Source organism: Methylophilus sp. 13, from assembly GCF_015354335.1.
Classification (GTDB): Bacteria; Pseudomonadota; Gammaproteobacteria; order Burkholderiales; family Methylophilaceae; genus Methylophilus; species Methylophilus glucosoxydans.
Genome location: NZ_JADKYR010000009.1, coordinates 29872 through 50230, shown reverse-complemented (window position 1 = coordinate 50230; position 20359 = coordinate 29872). Strand labels below are relative to the sequence as shown.

The 20359-nt window shown below is 52.5% G+C and carries 28 protein-coding genes; 1 reads left to right on the top strand and 27 read right to left on the bottom strand.

The window, feature by feature from the left end; translation table 11 throughout:
- Window positions 1–370 precede the first annotated feature (370 nt).
- The 22 genes from xerD to INP77_RS14640 form a co-directional block, all read right to left on the bottom strand.
- Window positions 371–1288 carry a site-specific tyrosine recombinase XerD gene (gene xerD, locus INP77_RS14745; RefSeq protein WP_194749843.1) on the bottom strand — a complete coding sequence of 306 codons (918 nt, stop codon included), beginning with the start codon at window positions 1286–1288 and terminating at the stop codon, window positions 371–373.
- Window positions 1289–1294: 6 nt separating this feature from the next.
- Window positions 1295–1771, bottom strand: a complete 477-nt coding sequence (locus tag INP77_RS14740; protein ID WP_194749842.1) for a methylated-DNA--[protein]-cysteine S-methyltransferase — start codon at window positions 1769–1771, stop codon at window positions 1295–1297.
- A gap of 104 nt (window positions 1772–1875) precedes the next feature.
- Entirely contained in the window at window positions 1876–2265 is a 390-nt protein-coding gene (gene rplS / locus INP77_RS14735) for a 50S ribosomal protein L19 (protein ID WP_194749841.1), read from the bottom strand.
- Between the two features lie 33 nt (window positions 2266–2298).
- Entirely contained in the window at window positions 2299–3048 is a 750-nt protein-coding gene (gene trmD / locus INP77_RS14730) for a tRNA (guanosine(37)-N1)-methyltransferase TrmD (RefSeq protein ID WP_228518971.1), read from the bottom strand.
- Window positions 3049–3066: 18 nt separating this feature from the next.
- Window positions 3067–3603: a ribosome maturation factor RimM gene (gene rimM, locus INP77_RS14725; protein WP_194749839.1), complete on the bottom strand. Its 537-nt coding sequence runs from the start codon at window positions 3601–3603 to the stop codon at window positions 3067–3069.
- 37 nt (window positions 3604–3640) lie between these two features.
- Window positions 3641–4063, bottom strand: coding sequence for a 30S ribosomal protein S16 (gene rpsP / locus INP77_RS14720; RefSeq protein ID WP_194749838.1), 423 nt, complete (start codon window positions 4061–4063; stop codon window positions 3641–3643).
- Between the two features lie 81 nt (window positions 4064–4144).
- On the bottom strand, window positions 4145–4843 hold the full coding sequence (gene queC, locus INP77_RS14715; RefSeq protein WP_194749837.1) for a 7-cyano-7-deazaguanine synthase QueC: 699 nt from the start codon (window positions 4841–4843) through the stop codon (window positions 4145–4147).
- Window positions 4844–4845: 2 nt separating this feature from the next.
- Entirely contained in the window at window positions 4846–5487 is a 642-nt protein-coding gene (queE, locus tag INP77_RS14710; protein WP_194749836.1) for a 7-carboxy-7-deazaguanine synthase QueE, read from the bottom strand.
- 84 nt (window positions 5488–5571) lie between these two features.
- Window positions 5572–6435, bottom strand: coding sequence for a YbgF trimerization domain-containing protein (locus INP77_RS14705; protein ID WP_194749835.1), 864 nt, complete (start codon window positions 6433–6435; stop codon window positions 5572–5574).
- Window positions 6422–6973 (bottom strand): peptidoglycan-associated lipoprotein Pal, encoded by a 552-nt coding sequence (gene pal / locus INP77_RS14700; protein ID WP_194749834.1) that lies wholly within the window; start codon window positions 6971–6973, stop codon window positions 6422–6424. The genes INP77_RS14705 and pal overlap by 14 nt, the downstream gene beginning before the upstream one ends.
- A gap of 61 nt (window positions 6974–7034) precedes the next feature.
- The gene (gene tolB / locus INP77_RS14695) at window positions 7035–8372 is read right to left on the bottom strand and encodes a Tol-Pal system beta propeller repeat protein TolB (RefSeq protein ID WP_194749833.1); all 1338 of its coding nucleotides are present in this window, start codon (window positions 8370–8372) and stop codon (window positions 7035–7037) included.
- Between the two features lie 57 nt (window positions 8373–8429).
- On the bottom strand, window positions 8430–9269 hold the full coding sequence (tolA, locus tag INP77_RS14690) for a cell envelope integrity protein TolA (RefSeq protein WP_194749832.1): 840 nt from the start codon (window positions 9267–9269) through the stop codon (window positions 8430–8432).
- 21 nt (window positions 9270–9290) lie between these two features.
- A complete protein-coding gene (locus INP77_RS14685; protein ID WP_194749831.1) occupies window positions 9291–9683 on the bottom strand; it encodes an ExbD/TolR family protein in 393 nt (130 codons plus the stop codon).
- Between the two features lie 11 nt (window positions 9684–9694).
- Complete coding sequence (gene tolQ, locus INP77_RS14680) at window positions 9695–10369, bottom strand: protein TolQ (protein ID WP_194749830.1); 675 nt, start codon at window positions 10367–10369, stop codon at window positions 9695–9697.
- Window positions 10366–10761: a tol-pal system-associated acyl-CoA thioesterase gene (gene ybgC / locus INP77_RS14675; protein ID WP_194749829.1), complete on the bottom strand. Its 396-nt coding sequence runs from the start codon at window positions 10759–10761 to the stop codon at window positions 10366–10368. The genes tolQ and ybgC overlap by 4 nt, the downstream gene beginning before the upstream one ends.
- A 1-nt stretch (window position 10762) precedes the next feature.
- The gene (ruvB, locus tag INP77_RS14670) at window positions 10763–11809 is read right to left on the bottom strand and encodes a Holliday junction branch migration DNA helicase RuvB (RefSeq protein ID WP_194749828.1); all 1047 of its coding nucleotides are present in this window, start codon (window positions 11807–11809) and stop codon (window positions 10763–10765) included.
- Between the two features lie 129 nt (window positions 11810–11938).
- Entirely contained in the window at window positions 11939–12514 is a 576-nt protein-coding gene (ruvA, locus tag INP77_RS14665) for a Holliday junction branch migration protein RuvA (protein ID WP_194749827.1), read from the bottom strand.
- On the bottom strand, window positions 12511–13071 hold the full coding sequence (gene ruvC / locus INP77_RS14660; protein WP_194749826.1) for a crossover junction endodeoxyribonuclease RuvC: 561 nt from the start codon (window positions 13069–13071) through the stop codon (window positions 12511–12513). Before ruvC ends, ruvA begins: the two co-directional genes overlap by 4 nt.
- A gap of 59 nt (window positions 13072–13130) precedes the next feature.
- Window positions 13131–13859 carry a YebC/PmpR family DNA-binding transcriptional regulator gene (locus INP77_RS14655; RefSeq protein WP_194749825.1) on the bottom strand — a complete coding sequence of 243 codons (729 nt, stop codon included), beginning with the start codon at window positions 13857–13859 and terminating at the stop codon, window positions 13131–13133.
- Window positions 13860–14040: 181 nt separating this feature from the next.
- The gene (locus INP77_RS14650; RefSeq protein ID WP_194749824.1) at window positions 14041–14961 is read right to left on the bottom strand and encodes a DMT family transporter; all 921 of its coding nucleotides are present in this window, start codon (window positions 14959–14961) and stop codon (window positions 14041–14043) included.
- Window positions 14962–14977: 16 nt separating this feature from the next.
- Complete coding sequence (locus INP77_RS14645; RefSeq protein ID WP_194749823.1) at window positions 14978–15352, bottom strand: nuclear transport factor 2 family protein; 375 nt, start codon at window positions 15350–15352, stop codon at window positions 14978–14980.
- Window positions 15353–15380: 28 nt separating this feature from the next.
- Complete coding sequence (locus tag INP77_RS14640) at window positions 15381–15890, bottom strand: MarR family winged helix-turn-helix transcriptional regulator (protein WP_194749822.1); 510 nt, start codon at window positions 15888–15890, stop codon at window positions 15381–15383.
- 112 nt (window positions 15891–16002) lie between these two features.
- Here INP77_RS14640 and INP77_RS14635 point away from each other — a divergent pair, with 112 nt between their 5' ends.
- Entirely contained in the window at window positions 16003–16434 is a 432-nt protein-coding gene (locus INP77_RS14635) for a CBS domain-containing protein (RefSeq protein WP_194749821.1), read from the top strand.
- A gap of 68 nt (window positions 16435–16502) precedes the next feature.
- Here the strand turns inward: INP77_RS14635 and yegQ are convergent, their stop codons facing one another.
- The 5 genes from yegQ to INP77_RS14610 all read right to left on the bottom strand — a co-directional run bounded on the left by yegQ (window position 16503) and on the right by INP77_RS14610 (window position 20337).
- The gene (yegQ, locus tag INP77_RS14630; protein ID WP_194749820.1) at window positions 16503–17849 is read right to left on the bottom strand and encodes a tRNA 5-hydroxyuridine modification protein YegQ; all 1347 of its coding nucleotides are present in this window, start codon (window positions 17847–17849) and stop codon (window positions 16503–16505) included.
- A 55-nt stretch (window positions 17850–17904) separates the two neighbouring features.
- Complete coding sequence (locus INP77_RS14625; protein ID WP_194749819.1) at window positions 17905–18324, bottom strand: secondary thiamine-phosphate synthase enzyme YjbQ; 420 nt, start codon at window positions 18322–18324, stop codon at window positions 17905–17907.
- 116 nt (window positions 18325–18440) lie between these two features.
- Window positions 18441–19229, bottom strand: a complete 789-nt coding sequence (locus INP77_RS14620; RefSeq protein WP_194749818.1) for a quinoprotein dehydrogenase-associated SoxYZ-like carrier — start codon at window positions 19227–19229, stop codon at window positions 18441–18443.
- 96 nt (window positions 19230–19325) lie between these two features.
- A complete protein-coding gene (locus INP77_RS14615) occupies window positions 19326–19754 on the bottom strand; it encodes a VOC family protein (RefSeq protein ID WP_194749817.1) in 429 nt (142 codons plus the stop codon).
- Between the two features lie 61 nt (window positions 19755–19815).
- The gene (locus tag INP77_RS14610) at window positions 19816–20337 is read right to left on the bottom strand and encodes an adenine phosphoribosyltransferase (protein ID WP_194749816.1); all 522 of its coding nucleotides are present in this window, start codon (window positions 20335–20337) and stop codon (window positions 19816–19818) included.
- Window positions 20338–20359 lie beyond the last annotated feature (22 nt).

Here is a 20359-nt window from a genome sequence, read left to right as displayed (position 1 = left end):
TTTATGCGCACCATCATTGCGAAACCATCTACTTTACACAAACATGAAAAACACATTAATGTGTCAACCATGTCCTAATACATGTGTCACCTATGTCTCCGGTCTATACAGTGCAAGCAAAGAAAAGTAACTCGCCTAGAGGCGAAAGAAAAAGGTGGATCTCCGAGGAAATATCTACAAATACTCGCAGCAGGTTCAGTACTCTCTCTTCGATTGTGTCAAGTTTAGTATTAACCTGACCAGGATTCCGGCCTCCGCCGGAATGACAACTTGTTGCAAGATGCACTGGTTCTGCATAATTCAGCTATTACTTAGGCGGAGTATGCTCTGCGAAACCCTGCCTTTCTAGCCAATACAATGCGACAAAATTCTACCCCCTCGGATGATGCGCCTTATGTAACTGCTGCAACCGCTCCCTCGCCACATGCGTATAAATCTGCGTGGTCGAAATATCTGCATGCCCCAATAGCATCTGCACCACGCGTAAATCCGCGCCATGATTGAGCAAATGCGTGGCAAACGCATGGCGTAACACATGCGGGCTGATATGTTGTGAAATCCCCGCCTGCAAGGCATACCGCTGAATAATGTGCCAGAACGCATGCCGCGTCATGGCATCGCCACGTGCGGTGACAAACACCGCATCACTCAGACTGCCTTTTAAAATCTCCGCGCGGGCGCCTGCCAAGTAACGGTCTATCCACTCGGCCGCTTCCTGGCCCATGGGTACCAGGCGGGTTTTGCTGCCTTTACCGGTGACGCGCACCACGCCATCTTGCGTACTCACTTCGCTGATTTTGATATTCACCAGCTCTGAGACACGCAACCCACTGGCATAGAGCAGCTCAAGCATGGCTCGGTCTCGCATACCAAGCGGCACATTCACATCCGGGGCATTGAGCAAATCTTCCACCTGCGATTCACTCAGCGTTTTTGGTAGTGACCTAGGCATTTTGGGCGCTTCGATATGCAAGGTGGGGTCTTGATGAATCAGATTGGCGGCCAGCGCGTACCGGTAAAAACGGCGCAAGGTGGCTATCAGGCGGTTAATACTCCGCACTTTCACTTGCGGGAAACGATGGGCAAGATATGCCTGCACATCATGCGACTGCACCTCCCACAAAGTATGGGTGTGCTGCCTGCACCACTCGGCAAAACCTTTTAAATCATTGCGGTAGCTGGATAAGGTATTGGGCGACAAGCCATCTTCCAGCCAGAGCTGATCGATAAAGGTATCGATTTCAGGAAATGCTGCCGCCTCGGTCAAAGAATGCGCTTTTTGCTGCATCGGCGTTTATTTGTGGCCTTGCTCATGGGCGAGCAGCCAGCGTTTAATCTCCAAACCACCGTCCAAGCCTTGCATAAATCCGCCCAGCCCATGGCTGGCAACCACCCGGTGACAGGGATTAAACAAGGGCAAGGGATTGGCACCGCAGGCATTAGCCACGGCACGTGGGCCAGAGTCAACCGCTGCCGCTAACTGGCTGTAAGTCCAGGTTTCACCGACAGGGATCGCACGCATGGCCTGCCAGACGCGTTGCTGAAAAGCCGTGCCGAGAGTGGATTGAATGGGTTGCCAGACCATATGCGGATTTTCAAGATAAGTGGCGACTTGATCGGCCACGGCTTGCGCACGCGGATTGGGGCTGGCTTTGACGGGCAATGCATGTAGCAAGAATTGCAGCCGCTCACCGGCCTCATCGCTACGCACACCAACAAAGCCAAAGGGCGCAGGTACCAATGCATCGAGTTCATCATCAAGACGGTTCATGCGCCTATTTAACTGTAATCTTGGCCCGGGTGCAACCAACGATCGTTGGAATATGGCAATAAAAAAGCCCTTCAACTGAAGGGCTTTTTGCTGCAACGCTTGAATTAAGAGTTGTCTGCTGCGATGTCTTTTTCGCGCGCAACCAGTTTCTCTTTAATACGTGCAGATTTACCTGAACGCTCACGCAAGTAGTACAGTTTAGCGCGACGCACGTCACCACGGCGTTTCACTTCGATAGAAGCGATCAGTGGGGAGTAAGTCTGGAATGTACGCTCAACGCCTTCACCTGAAGAGATTTTACGCACGATGAAAGAGGAGTTCAGACCTCTGTTACGCTTGGCGATTACAACGCCTTCGTAAGCCTGCACCCGTTTACGGTTACCTTCAACCACGTTTACACCTACAACTACGGTGTCACCTGGCGCGAAGTCAGGGATAGCTTTGTTTAAACGAGCAATTTCTTCTTGCTCTAACATTTTGATAATGTCTGCCATGTCAGTTCCTTTTAATTGTAAAGTGACTCGTTCCTACTCGACGCCTTTTGATGCAACGTCTTTAAGTAGCCTAGCCTCTTCTTTCGTCAACGGCCTTTCAGCCAATAAATCCGGGCGTTTAGCCCTTGTTAGCAGCAGCGATTGTTGTAATCGCCATTGTCTAATCTTTTCATGGTGTCCAGACAGCAATACGTCGGGCACCTTTAATCCTGCAAATTCTTCCGGGCGCGTGTAGTGCGGATAATCGAGCAGGCCATTCACAAATGAATCTTCCTGCGCCGAATCAGCATCGCCAAGTGCCCCAGGCAATTGGCGGATGATGGCATCCAGCAACACCATGGCAGGCAACTCACCGCCACTTAACACATAATCGCCGATGGAGAGTTCTTCATCCACCAAGGTATCCAGCACGCGCTGGTCTACGCCTTCATAGCGGCTGGCTAACAGCACCAGCCCCGGTAATGCTTTGAGCTGCACCACTTTTTCGTGTGTCAGCGGTTTGCCCCGTGGCGATAAGTGGATCACCCTGGGCGTTATTTCTTTCGCACTTAAGCGCGCTTTGGCTTCGCCTATGGCATGTGCAAGCGGCTCCGCCAGCATCACCATGCCTGGTCCACCACCATATGGCCGATCATCAACGGTGTGATGCACATCCTGCGTATATTGGCGCGGATTGGTCAGCGTTAACTGATATAAGCCACGCTGTCTGGCACGACTAGTAATCCCGTATTCCGTCAGTGCTGCAAACATCTCAGGAAACAAACTGATCACTTCAATCTGCATCATGAGCTGCGCTTTCTTTTAAAAATCGGCATCCCACTCCACAAGCACGGTACCCGCCTGGATATCCACCTCTGGCACAGCGTCACTGGTAAACGGGATCAAACGCTCGCGATACTCTTCGCGCAGTTTGCCATCCTTGCCTTTGACCTGTGTCGGCTGCTTTTCACGCACGACCAGCACATCGTTTGCGCCGGTTTCCAGCACTTGCGTAATCTTGCCGAAGTCCACGCCTTCAGTATTGCTGACTTGCAAACCGATCAGATCAGACCAGTAATACTCGCCCTCTTCTGTCTCGGGCAAGGCCTCACGCGGTACAGCAATTTGCTGACCTTTGAGCGCAAAGGCGGCATCTCTATCGCCCACCCCTGACAACTTGATCAGCAACACATCGTTATGGATTTTGGCTTGCTCTACCGTCGTTTCACGCCAATTCGGCGCTTTACCGATCCACCAGGCTTCGTAGTCCAGCAGGCCATCCAGATACTCAGTATCAGGCACGACTTTTACCCAGCCATAAACGCCATATGGGGCGACAATGCGCCCCATCACAACCATGTTCTCAAACGCCATCTGTATTCAGGCGTTGAAACAATTACTCAGCAGCTGGCGCTTCAGCGGCAGCTGCTTGTGCGGCGGCGGCTTCTGCAGCAGCAGCGTCGGCTTCTGCTTTTGCCTTGGCAGCGGCTTCTGCAGCGGCAGCAGCAATGGCTTTCTCTTTGGCAGCTTCAGCTTTAGCAACTTCTTTCGCTTTCGCAGCTGCCATGCCTTCAACGCCTTTAGCGTGGAATTTAACCAGACGTGCTACGGTGTCGGACAGTTGTGCACCGTTCTCAACCCAGTATTGTGTACGTGCTTCATCGATACGCAGGCCTTCAGCGCCAGCGCGTGCAGATGGATTGTAGAAACCAACGCGCTCGATAAAACGACCGTCACGACGGTTGCGGGAATCTGCCACAACAACGCTGTAAAACGGGTTCTTTTTGGAGCCACCACGTGATAAACGAATAACGACCATAATCTTGTTCTCTTAAAAATGAATTTCTTTGCAGAAAGGCGCGGATTATACTTGATTTTTTAAAACAGTGGCAAGTCTTTTTCACTCACCTGACGATGCATTCCTGTACAGCGTCGGATCAGCCACGCCCGCTTGTATAAATCCCGCTTTGCGGAAGCGGCAGGAGTCACACACACCACACGCGGCGCCTTGACCATCGGCCTGATAACAAGAAACGGTTAAGCCATAATCCACGCCCAGCGCATGGCCGGTGCGGATGATGTCAGCCTTGGTCATATCGATCAACGGTGCATGCACGGTAATGGTTTGTCCCTCCACCGCAGCTTTAGTGGCCAGATTGGCCATTTGCTGGAAGGCTTTGACATATTCACCACGGCAATCAGGGTAGCCGGAATAATCCAGCGCATTGACGCCGATAAAAATATCCCGCGCCTGTAACACTTCGGCCCAGGCCAGGGACAAGGATAGCATAATCGTATTGCGTGCCGGCACGTAAGTGACAGGAATGCCCTGCGTCTCTTGCTCAGGGACGGCGATCGCATTGTCAGTGAGTGCCGAACCACCAAACAAGGACAAATCCAGCTGTACGGTTTTATGCTCGGCTGCCCCTAAGGCTGCCGCAACGCGTTGGGCGGCCTGCAGCTCGACATTATGGCGCTGATGATAATCCAGACTCAGGCAATAACAGTCATAGCCTTGCGATTTGGCAATCGCCAATACCGTACTTGAGTCCAGGCCGCCCGATAATAAAATCACCGCCTTAGGGTTTGCTGCTGTCACGCTTATACTCCTTGTTTCTCGCCCCAGAGAATTTTATGTAATTGAAGCTGCATACGCACCTTGAGGTGATCTTGCAAAATCCAGCTGGCCAAAGTTTCGCCACTGACCTCATGAAAGCTGGGCGAAAATAACTGATCGCAATCGGCCGGAAATGCCCGGGTCTGTAACATCAATTTGGCCCAGTCATAATCTTCCCGGCTGCAAATCACCCATTTCACTTCATCACCGGCTTTCAGCAAAGGCAAGTTTTCCCAGCGGTTTTTTTCTACTTCACCCGACCCCGGCGTTTTGATGTCCATAATCACTTTCACGCGTGAATCGACCTCGGCGATATCCATGGCACCACTGGTCTCCAAAGACACCTGATAGCCAGCATCGCCCAGCCTGGTCAGCAATTCAATACAGCCCTTTTGCGCCAGCGGCTCGCCGCCGGTCACGCAGACGTAACGGGTATCGTAGGCTGCAATCTGCTGCATGATGTCATCCAGCATCATATTGCTGCCGCCTTTAAACGCATACTCCGTATCACAATAACCACAACGCAATGGGCAGCCGGTCAGGCGGATAAAAATCGTAGGCAGCCCGACACGTGAGCTCTCGCCCTGCAGGGAGTAAAAAATCTCGAAAATTTTGAGTGTGGTCATGGGGAAACTAAAAGTAAACGGGCAGATATTGCTATCTGCCCGCTATTATCGCTGAAATAAGGTCATTTCAATAACGAAAATCTGCTATTTGATCGTTTCGAGCACTTTCAAGCGTTTTTGTGCGCTAGGCGTCACTTCAGCCGATGGATAGGCCGCAATGAGATCCTTCAAGGTCTTTTTGGCGGCCGGAATCTGCCCCAACTGAATCTGACTATTCGCCAGATTGAGCATGGCATTCGGTGCCAAGGGATGCGTCGCATAACTCTCCAGAAACTTCTGCTGTGTGGCAGCAGAGGATTTGTAGCTCTTCAGTGCAAACTGGGTATATCCCATGCCGTACATGGCATCTGGCACCAGCTTGCTATTAGAGTAAGTCTTCAGGAACGCATCATAGGCATTAAAGGCCTCTTTGTACTTGCCTGCCTGGTTGAGCGACTCTGCCTCGGCAAACGCGCTGGTTTCCTGCTGGGAAACATCAGCTTTTACATCGCCAGTCGTACCACTCGCGCCTGCGACGGGTAAGCCTTGACCATTTGTCACTGATTGTGCCAAGGTTTCCAGCTTGCGCACACGCGTATCCAGATCGGTGTAAGACGCATTCTGCTTGGTACGCATATCCTCAAGCTGATGGGTCACCACTTCAAGATCACCCTTCAGTTGTGCCACATCCTGACGGAGCTGCTCCAGCTGATTCTGCATGTCCAGCAAACCCTTGCCGTTGATCAGCATTTCCAGACTTTGCACGCGTCTGTCCAGCGATTGCTGGGTGCGTGTCAGGTCTGTGATGGCTTTTTGCTGTGCATCATAATCTGCACCCTGCTTGGTTTCGAGCTCAAGAATACGCTTTCTGGCTTCAGTATCATCGAATAAAGCCGCCTGGCTGACGGTAGACACCGTCAAGCCAAGGGCCATCAATACCGCAGCGTATCGCAAATTACTGACCTGCATAAACGATGTCTACGCGGCGGTCTTGCTGGAAGCAACCGTCATCCGCGCAGTTTTGTTTTGCACGCTCTTCACCGTAGCTCACAGTTTCGATCTGGCTATCGCTCACGCCCAATACGTTGAGGGCATTTTTCACAGCCACGGAACGACGCTGACCCAATGCCAGGTTGTACTCGTGTGTGCCACGCTCGTCGGTGTTACCTTGCAGTACCACTTTAGTTTGTGGGTGGGCAATCAGGTATTTGGCGTGGTTAGCGATCAGGCTCTTGTACTCTTCACGAATCGCGTCGCTGTCGTAGTCAAAGAATACCTGACGCTTGGCCAATTCAGCGGCACTCAACTCGTCTTTGCTGGTATCCACATCAACGGTTTTGATATTGATTTTGTCTGTGTTTGCAGAGCCATCATTACCATTGCCGTTTTGTTTTGCCATTGGGCGAGTCACGCTGGAATCTTCAACCTTGGCTGGGTTCATCGGGGTGCTTTTACAAGCAGTTAGCACTAATGCCAGTGCTGCAATTGTCCAAATACTCTTGTTCATACTTTCTCCTTAAAAATGATTGACTGAATAAAATTAACCAAAAAGACGATTATTGTTACGACTACTTGGCTGAAGCTTGTGCAGGACCCCAGGCGGGCTCACGAATATCACCGCCGGCCTCAGACAGACGCTGCCTGACCAGGCCATCCACGGTCACTGTCGCCAAGGTCCCTTTGCCGCCCACCCGGGTGGCATACATGATGGTACGTGCGTTCGGGGCAAAGCTCGGCGACTCATCTTGCGAACCATTGCTCAGCAGTTTGACATTGCCAGACGCCAACTCCTGAACGGCTACTTTAAAAGAACCGCCGTCATTGCGAATGTAGGTTAAATACTTGCCATCGGGGGAAAAGCGCGGGCTCACGTTATAGCCACCCTCAAAAGTCACGCGCGAAGGGGAGCCACCAGAAGCAGGCACCTTGTAAATCTGAGGACGTCCGCCACGGTCTGAGCTGAAGTAAATAAACTGGCCATCAGGCGAGAACGCTGGCTCGGTATCAATCGCACTGCTTTTGGTGATTTGCTGCAAGTTGGAACCATCCGCAGCAATAGTATAAATCTGCGAGTTGGCACCATAGGTCAACACCACCGCCAATTTGCTACCGTCTGGCGACCAGGCCGGGGCACTGTTATTCCCCTTGAAGTTAGCCACCACTTTGCGCTCACCCGTATACAAGGACTGCACAAACACAATCGGTTTCTTTTTCTCAAAAGACACGTAAGCCATCTTGGTGCCATCAGGCGACCAGGCCGGTGAAATAATCGGCTCATTCGAAGACACCAGCGTTTGCGCATTATAGCCATCGTAATCCGCAATTTGCAGCGTAAAGCGCTTACCTGTTTTGGTAACGTAAGCAATGCGCGTGGCAAAGGCGCCGGGCTGACCGGTAAACTTTTCATAAATCTGGTCGGCAATCATGTGCGCGACATGGCGATACTGACTAGCAGAGACGGTATAGGTCAGTTGCAGCAACGCCGTTTGACGCAACACATCCATCACCTGCACCGAGATCTTGAGATTGCCGTTGCCTGTTGACTGCACTTCACCCAGGCTCAAGCCTTGTGCCTTGAGCGCAGTCCAGTCGGTATATTTAATTTGAGAAGCATTGGTCGGCAACGCTGGCATGCCGCTGGTATTGATAATACGGAACATGCCACTGCTACGCAGGTCGTTACTGATGATCTCATGCAAACGGCTTTGTGCTTGCGGATTGTCTGTCTCGGCCATCGGCAGAATCGCGACTGGAATCTGGATGGCACTACCGCCACTGATCTCAAGCTCTAGTGCCGCATGGGCAGGGATAACCGACAGCAGCGCAACGAATCCGGCAAAAATCGCCGTGGCAAATGCGTGCATCAAACCTCGTGTGTGTGTTTTCATGGTGACAATATTATTCATCTGGTTTGCTTATATATCTGAATTATAACGAAAAGCCGCCTCATCGTCATTGCTTGCCTAGCCACGTGGCTTCAACTTCAAGCGAATCTGATCTACCATTTTTCTACGTGCCGCAGGATCATCCGGCAAATCGAAGGGCTTGGCCGCCAAAATGGCACGGATCACTGCATCATCACAAATGGCATCGCCCGACCCTCGCACCAGCTTGGGCATGCCGGAAATATCTCCCGAATTCATCATCTGGATATCTACCAGCAACTCGGGGTTAGAAACAGGGCACAAGCCGGGGTTCACATTGCTACGGATTTTGCGGCTCATCAAGCCCATGTAATAACTGAGCACAGACGGATCAACCGCTGCAGCCGCCGCCGACTGCTGTGCGTCCAACTCTTGCTGGCGCATCGCATCCTGAATTTTTTTCAGCTTTTCTTCTTCCTCTTGTTTACGCAAGGCTTCCTGAATTTTTTTCAGTTTTTCTTCCTGCTTTTTCTGCTCAAGTTCCTTCTTTTTCTCTTCGTCTAGCAGGCGCTTCTTTTCTTCCTCCTGCTTTTTGAGTGCAATTTCCGCCTCTTGTTCCGCTTGCTTGACTTGAGGCGCAGGCTCAGGCTTGGGTTGCGGTTTAGGTTCTGGCTCAGGCGGCTTGGGCGGCGGTGTCGGTTCTGGTTTGGGTTCAGGCGGTGGTGGCGTCGGTTCTACCGGCTTTTCCACTGGCTTGGCAGGCTGTTTACTAGGCAAGCTATCCCACAAGGTCGCCTCCATCACACTGGGGGTCACGTGGACCGCTTTCCAGTCAACCATAAAGATCATGCCCAAGCACAGTAACACGTGCATGAGCACGGATAAGATCGCTGCACGTTTGCGTATCGCCTGATCTTGTGGGGAGTAAGTGACTTTCATGCGCTTTAAGCAACCTGCCCGTTATTTCTCATTCTGAAACAGCAAACCAACTTGATTCACCTGCGCTTGCTTGAGCAAATCCATGACGGACACCACTTCACCATAAGGCGTGTTTTTATCTGCAGACACCACCACCGGCTTTTGTGTCTCAGACAGGCGCTGACGAATCAAAGCCAGCATATCGTCACGCTGCATCTCTTTGCCTTCCATCATCACAGTGCCTTCTTTTTGCACGGTGATCACAATCGGGTCACCACTCTGCTTGAGGGCCTGCCCGACTTTGGGCAACTCCACCATGCCGGGATTGGTCATGGGCGCGGTCACCATAAAAATCACCAGCAACACCAGCGTGACGTCGATATAGGGGACGACGTTAATCTGGTTCATCATGCGACGTTTACGCGTTCTGCTCATCGCGGCTCCTATCAGGCTCTACGTTGCAAAATGTTGGTAAATTCTTCGATAAAGCTCTCGTAACGGACAGAGAGGCGGTCTACGCCCGCGGCAAAGCGGTTATAGGCAATCACGGCTGGGATCGCGGCAAACAACCCGATCGCAGTCGCCACCAGCGCCTCGGCAATGCCAGGGGCAACCTGGCTCAATGTCGCCTGCGCAACGTTAGACAAGCCACGGAAGGCGTTCATGATGCCCCATACGGTGCCGAACAGGCCGATGTAAGGACTGACCGAACCTACGGAAGCCAAGAATGGCAGGTGCGCATCCAGATAATCCAGTTCGCGGTTATATGCTGCACGCATGGCACGACGCGTCGCCTCCATCACATCACTGACTTCGGTATCTTTTTGCTGCTTGTAGCGGATAAATTCTTTTAACCCGGCCTGAAAAATGCTGGCCATGCCTTGAGGTGTTTTGCGACCAGTCGTGATGCGCTCGTACAGCTCGTTCAAATCACCGCCGGACCAGAATTGCGCTTCAAACTGATCCACATTTTCGTTGGCAGCCTTAAGTGAAAAAACCTTAATGAAGATATACCACCAGGAGGCGAGTGAGGTCAGCAGCAGAATCAGCATCACCAGCTGAACTGGCAAACTGGCCCCGCTCACCAGGGTAAAAATCGACATATCGTTCGCTACATTCATGAAGACTCCAGTGCAATTTTGATACGGGCCGGAATACCCGTGGGTTTAAATGAATCCGCATCGACACAGGCGACTTTCACCTGTGCCTCAATTAAAATCGTTTCATCACGCATGATCTGCTGCTGGCAGCTAAAACTGCCACGCCCCATCTCCAGCAACTGCGAAACCACCCGCAACTGGTCATCCAGCCGGGCCGGTTTTTTAAATTGTAGCTGCATGCTGTGGACGACAAACAACACTTGTTCTTGCTGCTTGAGCGCGCTTTGGTCAAAGCCTGCCGCCCGCAACCACTCGGTGCGCGCACGCTCCATAAAATTCAGGTAGCGGCTGTGATAGACCACACCACCGGCATCGGTATCCTCGTAATACACACGTACAGGAAACTCAACCATGTTATTGCCCGGCATCTTGCCATAAATCGGCTGACACCATGCTGACAGGCGCTTTCAAGCCAAAATGCTGGTAAGTCAACTGCGTGGCCACGCGTCCGCGCGGCGTGCGCATCAGATAGCCTTGCTGAATCAGATAGGGCTCCAGCACATCTTCTATGGTGTCACGCTCTTCACCAATGGCCGCGGCAAGATTGTCCAGTCCCACTGGCCCGCCACCAAACTTTTCAACCACCGCCTGCAATAACTTGCGATCCATCACATCCAGCCCTTGCTGATCGACATCCAGCATTTTCAAGGCGGCATCGGCAATCGTATCGGTCACAATGCCATCCGATTTGACTTGCGCATAATCCCTGACCCGGCGTAGCAGACGATTGGCAATCCGCGGTGTGCCGCGTGAACGTCTGGCAATCTCCAGCGCGCCGGCCGCTTGCATTTCAACCTCGAGCAAGTTGGCCGACCGCATGACAATCTTGGAGAGCTCCGCGTGACTGTAAAACTCTAGCCGCGCCACAATGCCAAACCGGTCACGCAAGGGGTTGGTCAACATGCCCGCGCGCGTGGTCGCCCCCACCAGCGTAAAAGGCGGCAAATCCAGTCGCACACTGCGTGCTGCAGGTCCTTCACCGATCATGATATCGAGTCGGTAATCTTCCATGGCCGGATACAAAATCTCCTCAACCACCGGGCTCAGGCGATGAATCTCGTCAATAAATAAGACGTCGTTGGGTTCAAGATTGGTCAGCAATGCAGCCAGATCGCCGGCCCGCTCCAGCACCGGGCCCGAGGTCATGCGCAGATTGACGCCCATCTCTTTAGCCACAATGTGAGCAAGCGTGGTTTTACCCAGACCAGGCGGGCCGAACAGCAGCACATGATCAAGTGCCTCTTGCCGGCCACGGGCCGCATTAATAAAGATTTCGAGTTGACCGCGCGCCTTCTCCTGCCCCACATACTCATCCAGATGCTTGGGGCGCAAGGCACGCTCAAGCGCCTCTTCTTGAGTGCTGGCAGTAGCGGGAGCGACGAGTCTATCGGTTTCTATCATGGGTGATGGGCGATGAAGTGCAATGCAATACTCAACAATGAAGGCCTCATGCCGCGATTGAATCAGTTATTTTTGTCATCATACCATGCAGCGTATGACTATTACAGACTCGCGCTCGGCCTGGCCGGACTACTTGGCCAGATACTTGAGCGCCTGCCGGATACCATCGCTCACACTAATGCCAGGTTCCAGCAACTTCAGGGTCGCAGCTGCCTCACGCTCATGGTAACCAAGCGCCACCAGTGCATTGAGGATATCATCTGTCGCCGCTTTGACGGCCGGTTGCGCCGAGGTGGACCCCGTCACCACAAATTTGTCTTTGAGCTCGAGTAACAAACGCTCGGCTGTTTTTTTGCCGATGCCAGGAATACGCGTCAGCAAGCCGACTTCTTGCTGGCTGACGGCGAGCATCAAATCATTCACGCTGACACCACTCAAAATCGCCAGCGCAGACTTGGCACCAATGCCATTCACCTTCAACAATTGCTTGAAGGTGTTTTTCTCTTGCTCACTGCCAAAGCCATACAGCAGTTGCGCATCCTCGCGCACCACCATATGCGTCAAAATCTGCACAGGTTGACCCAGATCGGGCAAATTATAAAAAGTGCTCATCGGCACCTCTACTTCATAGCCCACGCCATTGCAATCCACCACAATCAAGGGTGGGGACTTTTCCAGCAAGCGGCCATTCAGGCGTGCGATCATATCAATCTTCCATTTCTAACTCTGAAGCCGGTGGTGGCCAAAGCCCCCAGGCCCTGACCGCCATGTGCATGACAAATCGCGCAAGCCAAGGCATCCGCAGAGTCTGGGCTAGGCGTAGCCGGTAATTTAAGCAGGCGCTTGACCATCTCTTGCACCTGCTCTTTTTGCGCATGGCCGTTACCCACGACCGATTGTTTCACTTGCAGCGCCGTATATTCAGCCACCGGCAGTTGACGGATCACCGCCGCAGAAATGGCAGCGCCGCGCGCCTGACCCAACAATAGCGTGGACTGAGGGTTGACATTAACAAACACTTTTTCAATCGCCACTTGCGTGGGCTGATAGGTTGAAATCACCTCAAACAAGCCGTCCAGAATAACCTTTAGGCGCTCGGGCAAGGCCTCTTTTTCTGACTCGCCCTCTGCGGTTTTTTTAGCTGAAGCGGTTTTAATCACGCCACTGGTCACGTAGGACAATTTGCCATCCACGGCTTCTATAACACCGAAACCCGTAATTCTCAGGCCGGGGTCTATGCCCAAAATACGCTGACTACTCACGTCAAGACACCCAGTTCAAGCCGGTTGGCCAGAAAGGCGTGCACCGCCAATCGCGCCATTTAATCTTCTTCAATCACGGCAGAAGTGTAGACCTCTTGCACGTCATCGAGGTCTTCGAGCATGTCGAGAATTTTTTGCATTTTGACCGCATCATCGCCAGTAAACACCACTTCATTCAGCGGCTTCATGGTCACTTGCGCCATCACCGCCTTCAGGCCCGCAGCCTCAAGCGCTTCTTTCACCGTGACAAAATCGCCAGGGGCCGTGATCACTTCTATGCTGCCATCCTCATCGGCAATCACATCTTCCGCACCGGCTTCCAGTGCCGCTTCCATGACGGCGTCTTCCGAGACGCCAGGCTCAAACACCAACTGACCACAGTGCTTGAACATAAAGGCCACGCTACCATCGGTCCCGAGGTTGCCGCCATGCTTGGTTAAGGCATGGCGCACATCCATGACCGCACGCTGACGGTTATCGGTCAGACAATCAATAATGATGGCCGCACCATTGATGCCATAGCCTTCATAACGAATTTCTTCGTAGTTGACACCCTCGAGCTCACCCGTGCCTTTTTTGATGGCACGCGTGATATTGTCTGAAGGCATATTCTCTTCTTTGGCCGCTGCCACGGCCGCACGCAGACGCGGGTTCATGGCTGTATCACCGCCACCCATGCGCGCAGAGACCGTGATCTCTTTAATCAGCTTGGTGAAGATTTTGCCGCGCTTGGCATCCTGGCGACCTTTGCGATGTTGGATATTGGCCCATTTACTATGTCCAGCCATATGACTTCCTTGTATTTTTTAACAACGGGATGAAATGTTTTAACTGGCGGATTTTACCACAGGCGCAAGCAGGCTTGGCGGCGGCTTGATTGAAGGCAGATAGGCAAGACAAATAAGAACAGGGCCTGATTTACGCAAGCCCTGCGCAATGAAAAAACCGGGAGAACAGCGAAAAATGGCGCTAAACGTTGGCACTCGCCGGCGGGATACCGTGATAGGCAGGCCGCATCATCAGAATGGAAATCAGGCTGAGGGAAAACAAAATCAGTGCCATGCCGATCATCTCCATGCCATCCGGCACTTCATGCAACTGTATCCAGGCCGCAATCACCCCAATCACGGGTGCCAGCATGGAGGCCATACTGGCCACCCCGGCGGGCAACCGCTGCAAGGCAAACAGCCAGAGCAACCAGGCCAACGCGCCACATAACATCACATTAAACAATACCGCGCCGATCAGATAACCCGACCATTGCATAGTCGGCGCAGGGACCAGAAAGGCAATCAGCACCATAGGCAGCGAACCCAGCAACATAGGCCAGGCCGTCAGATTGATCAGGTCTAGCGTTGGATGACGTCTGTGCAATTGCTTGGTCATAATCGCAGACACCGCCCACGACACGCCGGACAGCACAGCCAACAGCATGCTGAAGCTGTCTGCACGCAAATGCAAAGGATCAAAAATAAACAGCATGCCCAACACGGCAGAAATCACCGCCAGCCATTGCCAGCCGTGGATACGCTCACCGAGCATGGGCCAGGCAAACAGCAAGGTCCAGAAAGGCATGGTATAAGTCAGCACCGCCGTCTTGCCCGCGCCCCCCTGCACCAGCGCCCACATGAGCACGCCGGTGAACCCTACATTCTGCAAAATGCCCAGCAGCAGCATGGTTGGAAACTCGGTCAAGCCCATTGGCCGCCGCGTCACATACAGCACCAAAAACAACACCAGCGCGCCAAAAAAGGTACGCATGGCGGCAAACTGGAACGGCCCCGCATATTGCAACGCGCTTTTCATCACCACCCAGTTATAGCCCCAGATCAGCGTCAGCACCAGCAGTGCTGTCAGTGCCTGTGAACGCTGTTTAAGCAATTGATCCATGACTTTATCCGCTGATTTAGTTCCAGATATGGGTCACTGCCAGCCACTGCCCATCGGGTTGCTTTTGAAACACCACTTGTACATTGCCGCCAAACTGCTGCTTGACGCCATCCTCAGCCATCATGGCTGCTGCCCAATGTCCGGTTTGAGTGACCAGCGTTTCGCTGACCACCGCCTCGTTCATCGTCAGCGCATGTTCAATGACCCCAGCCTGAATCAGTCCAGCAAAAAAATCCGCAACCGCCTGACGGCCCTTCACGACCTGGCCAGCAGGCGCAGGCATCACGATCGCCTGCTCTGCATACAAGGCCGCAATCGCCTGTGGATTTTTGCTGTTAAAGGCAGCATCAAACTGCTGGTTTAACGCAATGAAGTGATCAACATTAGTCATACAAAACTCCTGAATAAAAGACACATTACTATTTAAAATCCCAGGCTGAGATGCCCTGGTCTATCACCCCTAACAGCGCTTGCAAATCCTTGCGCTGCTGCTCGTTCAATCCTTGCATGCACTGCCGTAGCCGCGTGTAATAGTCCGGCATCACCGCATCCAGCCGGGCTTGCCCGGCTTCAGTCAGACGCACTTTGACACTGCGTCTGTCTTCTGGCACCAAGATACGCTGGACCAGGCCACCTTGCTCCAGGCCATCCAACAACCCAGTCATGGTGGCGCGCGTCACCCCCAGCTTTTCTGCCAACACCGAGGGCGTAGACGTCAGGTCAACTTCGCGCATCAACAAAATCAACACCCACCAGCGCCCCTGTAACAAATCGTGTTTACTCAGGCAGGCATCCAGTGCCACTGACAAATCAGTGGCCACGCGTAACAACATCAAGAAGCTGGCAATAGCCGTGACATCGGCTTCCGGATAGCGCTGGGCAAACCGTTGCAGGACTTCTGGGGTAGGAAGATCTCTAAGCTGTAACATAATTAGCCACATTATAGTTAGCCGGCTAATTATGTCAATAACAATCTGAGGTTTTACTCCACGACACATCGGTGTATATTTAGACGCTCGTGCCCTATGAAAGGAGGAAGTCATGAAGACGCTTCAGCAAGTACTCACTCATAAAACACATCAAGGCATCATTAGTATTGCGCCCAACCGACCGGTGTTTGACGCACTGGTGATTCTGGCGGAATACCAGATTGGTGCACTGGCTGTGATCAAAGACGGCGAACTGGTGGGAATCTTCTCGGAACGCGATTATGCGCGCGAGATTATCCTGAAAGGCCGCTCATCCAAAACCACGCAAGTCAGTGAAGTGATGACGGAAAAAGTCATCACAGGCAAACCGGGTGACCTGGTCGAGTCGGCCATGAACACCATGCTGGAAAAGCGTATCCGCCACTTGCCCGTGGTCGATCATGGCAAACTGCTAGGCATGCTTTCGATCGGGGATATTCTCAAAGAGACGATAGACTACCAGCAATCACTGATCAAGCAACTGGAAAGCTATATTCATAGCTGATGCATTTCAGCAGCCAACAAAAAAGGGGAGCTCACTCCCCTTTTTTGATTGCCCAGATTGACCCGCACTTACAGATATTTGGCAACCATGGCATTATCCAGGGCAGATGCGGCAATCGGCAGTTTGACAAAATGTCCGCTGCCAGCGGCCTGCTGCACGGCTTCGCCCCGCTTATCAAAAAGCTGCTCCACCACAATGTCGCGGTTACCACTGGGGTGTATCAGTTGCAATTTGTCGCCTACGGCAAATTTGTTACGCGCCTGAATGGAAGCCAGTCCCAGCTCTGCATCATAGGCCACCACATCGCCGACATACTGGCTGCGATTGGCACTCGAGTGCCCCTGGACGTAATTTTGGTGCTCGGCGGTATGGTGGCGCTGGTAAAAACCATCGGTGTAGCCCCGGTTGGCCAGGTTCTCCAACTCGCCCAGCAAACGCCAGTCAAACGGACGCCCGGCCACGGCATCATCAATCGCCTGGCGGTAATTCTGGCTGGTACGCGCCACGTAGTAACGCGACTTGGTACGTCCTTCAATCTTGAGCGAATCGACGCCAATGGCAATTAGCTTCTCCACGTGCTCAATCGCCCGCAAGTCCTTGCTGTTCATGATATAGGTGCCGTGTTCGTCTTCCATGATAGGCAAAAGCTCGCCAGGACGGCCTTTTTCCTCGATCAGGTAAACCTGGTCAGCAGCCGGATGGCGGGGTAATGAGCCACAGGAAGACAGATTGGATTGTTCCAGCTCGGCCTGAAAATCAAACTCTTTTAAACGGATCACGCCTGCGGCATCGGGCTGGGCATCATGCACCTTGTAATCCCAGCGGCAACTGTTGGTACAGGTCCCCTGATTGGGATCGCGCGAATTGAAATAGCCAGACAGCAGGCAACGGCCGGAATAAGCGATACACAAGGCACCGTGAATAAACACCTCAAGCTCCATATCCGGGCATTCCTGGCGGATTTCGGCAATCTCGTCCAGCGATAACTCACGTGACAAAATCACCCGTGTCAGGCCCATGCGCTGCCAGAATTTAACCGAAGCGTAATTGACCGCATTGGCCTGCACCGACAGATGGATAGGCATGTCCGGCCATTGCTCGCGCACCATCATGATCAGGCCAGGGTCGGCCATAATCAATGCGTCGGGCTGCATGTCAATCACCGGCGCCATATCGCGCATATAGGTTTTGACTTTGGCGTTATGCGGTGAAATATTGCTGGCGACAAAAAACTTTTTGCCGCGTGCATGCGCCTCCTGAATGCCAATTGCCAAGTTTTGCATTGAAAAATCATTTTCACGCACGCGCAAGCTGTAGCGCGGCTGACCGGCATACACCGCGTCTGCGCCGTAATCAAACGCCGTACGCATGCGATCAAGATCACCGGCGGGCGCTAACAATTCAGGGGATTTCATTTCAATTTAGTCCATTAAAAAAGCTTATAGCTCAATCACTTGCAGCGAATGCCATTTATTCGCCGATAATTTTCACCAGTACACGCTTGTTACGGCGGCCATCAAACTCACCGTAAAAAATCTGTTCCCATGGGCCGAAATCCAGCTTGCCTTCAGTAATCGCCACCACCACTTCGCGGCCCATGATCTGGCGCTTGATATGCGCATCTGCATTATCCTCACCAGTATCGTTATGGCGGTAGCCACTCACCGGCTCGTGCGGCGCCAACTTTTCCAGCCATATTTTGTAATCATGGTGCAGGCCGCGCTCATCGTCGTTGATAAACACGCTGGCAGAAATATGCATGGCGTTAATCAGCACCAGGCCTTCTTGCACGCCACTTTCACGCACACACGCAACCACGTCACTGGTGATATTCTTGAAATCCATGCGTGCCGGAATGTTAAACCACAGCTCTTTACGAAAACTTTTCATGCTTTCCCTTTCCCCAAATAATGTTATTTTAACATTGACGGTCAGCAGGCCAAACGCGCCCACGCAGCGCAAATAAAAAAGGCCTCCTGAGAGACCTTTTTATGCATGCATCACGATTAACTATGGACATCCAGGCTCTGGCTAAACGTCTTGCCTTCATTATCCGTGGCGACCACTTCGAGCTTGCCCGGTGCATCGGGGATAAAACTAAATTTCATGTAAGGATCTTCACTGGTGCCCACACCGACATCGACTGTCATCAACTCCTTGCCGTTGTAGGTAAAGGTGGTTTTGTTGATATAAAATGCAGGCACATAGCCTTGTGAAACCAGATCGCGCTGCAAGCCGGTCCGCATCACATGTTTAATGTTGAACGTGGCCGTGGCGGGCTCGCCAAATTTTGGCGCATCCACACTCATTTTGATCTTGCCCGCCGCCGCCCGCACTTCGGATTCATTATTATCGACGGTACCGCCACAGCCGCCCGCCGCACGAATCTCGCGCTTACCCATATACAGCTTGCCATCTGCAGTTTCGCCAATCAGGCGCACATAAGAATCGGTTTCCTGACGGATACGGGTCGCCATCTGAAAGCCGTTCAAGCTGTCGGTTAAATGATAAGTGGACGCCAATTGTATCGGGTTGGCATCAACGATCACATACAGTTTCTTTAACTGGATGCCGTTGGCCGCCGCCTTGTCGTAAATGAAAGTGACGGGCACCTGTGCGCCGCTCTCGGCGCGGCGTGGCCCCTCCACTTTCAGGAAGTCAACTTCCTGAATCTCCCGCTTGGGGAAAAAAGCCTCTTTCACTACTGACCATAACTTGGGATCCGCCTCTGCATGCACCACACTTGCCGCACAGAAAGCCACCAACCCCACGACCATCATCCATGTTTTTTTCATACGATTCCCCATCTTCCATTTTTTATCTTAGATTGCATGAAAAGGATTTTCTTATGCTTTGACAAATACAATATGTGATACGCATCACATTGACCCTCACATTTTGCCCGGGTCGCCAGATGGCCGCATCACATACGCCGGGTCACGGTACTCTTCAAAATTAAGCTCCACGCCATTACCGGCCGGATCCCGCAAGTTGATCTGGCGAACCCCATTAGCCAGGATACGCGTGGTGTAAGTGATGCCGTGCGCCTGCAAGTGCGCCTCCATGGCAGGCATGTCTGTGCAGGTGAATGAAACATGGTCATAGGTGCCATGCACATGCAACTGCGGCGCTTCTGCCGTTTTGTACTCGGCCAGATGAATCACATCGTTATCACCGATATACAGCCAATAGCCATAGGTGGTACTCGCCACCCGCTTGCCCACCGTCAGCCCAAGCACCTCGCAATAAAAATCGCGCAGTTTGTGCATGGTTTCGCGGTCAGAGCGAAAATTGACATGATTGATTTCGGTCAGTGGCATAGTAATCCTGTGAGGTCCCGTGTGTTAAGTGGCATGCAAGTCGGCCACTATAGTACAAAACTTAATCGCCCTCAAATTGATACAAGGCAAAGCCTTGGACGCCAGCATTGGCTAAATGTTGCATCCCGCCCAAATCGGGCAGATCAATGATAAAAGCAGCCTGCGTTACCAGCCCGCCCAGCTGCCGAATCAACGCGACCGCGGCCAGTGCGGTGCCACCGGTAGCGATCAGATCATCCACCAGCAAAATGCGCTCATTTGCCTGAATCGCATCGGCATGAAGCTCCAGTGTATCGGTGCCATATTCGAGACTGTAAGACTGCTTGATGGTCTGCGCTGGCAATTTGCCCGGTTTGCGCACAGGCACAAAGCCTGCTCCCAGGCGTGCAGCCAATGCTGCGCCAATAATAAAGCCCCGCGCCTCCACGGCGACCACCTTATCTACCGGCATCTGGGAACAATGTGCTGCCAGCGCATCCAGCACCGCTGCAAACCCCTGCTTATCCTGCAACAAAGGCGTGATATCCCGAAACTGAATGCCGGGTTTTGGGTAATCGGGAATCGTGCGTATCAGTGACAACATACTCTAAACATCCAATAAAAAA

Bases quoted from the DNA above. Each gene is read 5' to 3' on its own strand.
- xerD (WP_194749843.1), bottom strand. From the start codon at position 1,288: ATGCAGCAAAAAGCGCATTCTTTGACCGAGGCGGCAGCATTTCCTGAA.
- tolQ (WP_194749830.1), bottom strand. From the start codon at position 10,369: ATGAATGTAGCGAACGATATGTCGATTTTTACCCTGGTGAGCGGGGCC.
- INP77_RS14625 (WP_194749819.1), bottom strand. From the start codon at position 18,324: ATGAAAAGTTTTCGTAAAGAGCTGTGGTTTAACATTCCGGCACGCATG.
- tolB (WP_194749833.1), bottom strand. From the start codon at position 8,372: ATGAATAATATTGTCACCATGAAAACACACACACGAGGTTTGATGCAC.
- tolA (WP_194749832.1), bottom strand. From the start codon at position 9,269: ATGAAAGTCACTTACTCCCCACAAGATCAGGCGATACGCAAACGTGCA.
- INP77_RS14740 (WP_194749842.1), bottom strand. From the start codon at position 1,771: ATGAACCGTCTTGATGATGAACTCGATGCATTGGTACCTGCGCCCTTT.
- rpsP (WP_194749838.1), bottom strand. From the start codon at position 4,063: ATGGTCGTTATTCGTTTATCACGTGGTGGCTCCAAAAAGAACCCGTTT.
- queE (WP_194749836.1), bottom strand. From the start codon at position 5,487: ATGACCACACTCAAAATTTTCGAGATTTTTTACTCCCTGCAGGGCGAG.
- rplS (WP_194749841.1), bottom strand. From the start codon at position 2,265: ATGGCAGACATTATCAAAATGTTAGAGCAAGAAGAAATTGCTCGTTTA.
- INP77_RS14655 (WP_194749825.1), bottom strand. From the start codon at position 13,859: ATGGCTGGACATAGTAAATGGGCCAATATCCAACATCGCAAAGGTCGC.
- INP77_RS14610 (WP_194749816.1), bottom strand. From the start codon at position 20,337: ATGTTGTCACTGATACGCACGATTCCCGATTACCCAAAACCCGGCATT.
- INP77_RS14645 (WP_194749823.1), bottom strand. From the start codon at position 15,352: ATGACTAATGTTGATCACTTCATTGCGTTAAACCAGCAGTTTGATGCT.
- INP77_RS14615 (WP_194749817.1), bottom strand. From the start codon at position 19,754: ATGCCACTGACCGAAATCAATCATGTCAATTTTCGCTCTGACCGCGAA.
- pal (WP_194749834.1), bottom strand. From the start codon at position 6,973: ATGAACAAGAGTATTTGGACAATTGCAGCACTGGCATTAGTGCTAACT.
- INP77_RS14685 (WP_194749831.1), bottom strand. From the start codon at position 9,683: ATGAGCAGAACGCGTAAACGTCGCATGATGAACCAGATTAACGTCGTC.
- yegQ (WP_194749820.1), bottom strand. From the start codon at position 17,849: ATGAAATCCCCTGAATTGTTAGCGCCCGCCGGTGATCTTGATCGCATG.
- ruvB (WP_194749828.1), bottom strand. From the start codon at position 11,809: ATGATAGAAACCGATAGACTCGTCGCTCCCGCTACTGCCAGCACTCAA.
- INP77_RS14635 (WP_194749821.1), top strand. From the start codon at position 16,003: ATGAAGACGCTTCAGCAAGTACTCACTCATAAAACACATCAAGGCATC.
- INP77_RS14640 (WP_194749822.1), bottom strand. From the start codon at position 15,890: ATGTTACAGCTTAGAGATCTTCCTACCCCAGAAGTCCTGCAACGGTTT.
- ruvA (WP_194749827.1), bottom strand. From the start codon at position 12,514: ATGATCGCACGCCTGAATGGCCGCTTGCTGGAAAAGTCCCCACCCTTG.
- ybgC (WP_194749829.1), bottom strand. From the start codon at position 10,761: ATGGTTGAGTTTCCTGTACGTGTGTATTACGAGGATACCGATGCCGGT.
- INP77_RS14620 (WP_194749818.1), bottom strand. From the start codon at position 19,229: ATGAAAAAAACATGGATGATGGTCGTGGGGTTGGTGGCTTTCTGTGCG.
- rimM (WP_194749839.1), bottom strand. From the start codon at position 3,603: ATGGTTGTGATGGGGCGCATTGTCGCCCCATATGGCGTTTATGGCTGG.
- INP77_RS14650 (WP_194749824.1), bottom strand. From the start codon at position 14,961: ATGGATCAATTGCTTAAACAGCGTTCACAGGCACTGACAGCACTGCTG.
- trmD (WP_228518971.1), bottom strand. From the start codon at position 3,048: ATGCAGATTGAAGTGATCAGTTTGTTTCCTGAGATGTTTGCAGCACTG.
- INP77_RS14705 (WP_194749835.1), bottom strand. From the start codon at position 6,435: ATGCAGGTCAGTAATTTGCGATACGCTGCGGTATTGATGGCCCTTGGC.